We start from the raw sequence: 1352 nt of genomic DNA on the forward strand, positions 1-1352 counted from the left end.
GACTCCTTGGCCGTTAGCCGTAGGCTACCCAGCGGGCGAGACCGGCGGAAAGCCATGGTTGTCGAGACGCGCTATGTGACCAGCGGCGAGGTCTTCGTCGCCTACCAAATATCCGGACAGGAAGGTCCGGATTTGCTCATGACGCCGGGCTTTGTTTCGCATCTCGAGCAGTCGTGGGAGAATCCCAACGCCGCGCGCTTCCTTAACGACCTCGGCTCGTTTTGCCGACTGATCCGATTCGACAAACGCGGCACGGGTCTTAGCGATCGTGGCGTTGGTGTCCCGCATCTCGATGAAAGGATCGACGATATCCGCGCCGTGCTTGACGTCTCAGGTACTAAGAAGGCCTACTTGTTCGGCGTCTCGGAGGGCGGGCCGATGTCGATCCTGTTCGCGGCGACCTATCCCGAACGTGTCGCGGGCCTCATCCTGTTTGGTACGTATGCGCGCACGGTGGGCGCCTCTATTCCATTTGACGATTTCGCGGGATTCGAGCGCGATATCCGGTCCAGCTGGGGGACCGGCAAGAGTCTACCCAGTTTCTCTCCATCGGCAGCCGCAGTTCCCGGGGCCGTGGAGCGCTTCGCCAAGTTCGAGCGCTCGGCGGCCAGCCCGTCTGATGTTATCAACCTGATGCGTATGAACCGCGAGATCGACGTAACGGCCATCCTGCCGTCGATTCAGGTTCCTACCCTAGTCATGCATCGGCGCGACGATGTACGCATTCGTGCACTCGCCGGGCGCGAGCTTGGAAAGAGAATTCCTCACGCGCGCTACATCGAACTCCCGGGTAACGATCACCTCGCATGGTCCGGAGATCAGGATCGGATTGTCGAGGAGATTAGACAATTTATGGGTGTTTCGGCTACTTCCGTCGACGTTGACCGCGTCCTCTCGACTGTGCTGTTTACCGACATCGTTGATTCGACAAAGAGAGCATCGTTGGTGGGCGATAGGCAATGGCGTTCAGTTCTGGAAGCGCATCATGCGGCAGTGCGTTCGGAACTGGAGCGGCATCGCGGACGCGAAGTTAAGACTACAGGCGACGGATTTCTGGCCCTCTTCGATGGCCCGGCGCGCGCTGTTCGCTGCGCCCAGAGGATCGTCAGCGCGGTGCGGCCGCTCGATCTCGAAGTGCGGGCCGGCGTCCATACTGGTGAGATTGAAATGATGGGCGACGATGTGGGCGGCATTGCTGTGCACATCGCAGCACGAGTAGCTCAGCATGCGAAAGCGAGCGAAGTTCTGGCCTCAAGCACTGTACGAGACCTAGTGGCAGGTGCTGGCCTCAAGTTCGTCGATCAGGGACCGGCCGAGCTTAAGGGGCTTGCCGAGCCGATGCGCCTGTTCGC

Annotated in this window: 1 protein-coding gene; it reads left to right on the forward strand. The window is 60.2% G+C overall.

The window, feature by feature from the left end; genetic code table 11:
- Window positions 1-54 precede the first annotated feature (54 nt).
- Window positions 55-1352 (forward strand): adenylate/guanylate cyclase domain-containing protein (locus IVB42_RS36495; protein WP_247394762.1); only part of this gene is annotated, 1298 nt, incomplete at its 3' end.

Origin of the sequence: Bradyrhizobium sp. 45, from assembly GCF_023073155.1 — a bacterium.
In the GTDB taxonomy this organism is placed as follows: domain Bacteria; phylum Pseudomonadota; class Alphaproteobacteria; order Rhizobiales; family Xanthobacteraceae; genus Bradyrhizobium; species Bradyrhizobium canariense_D.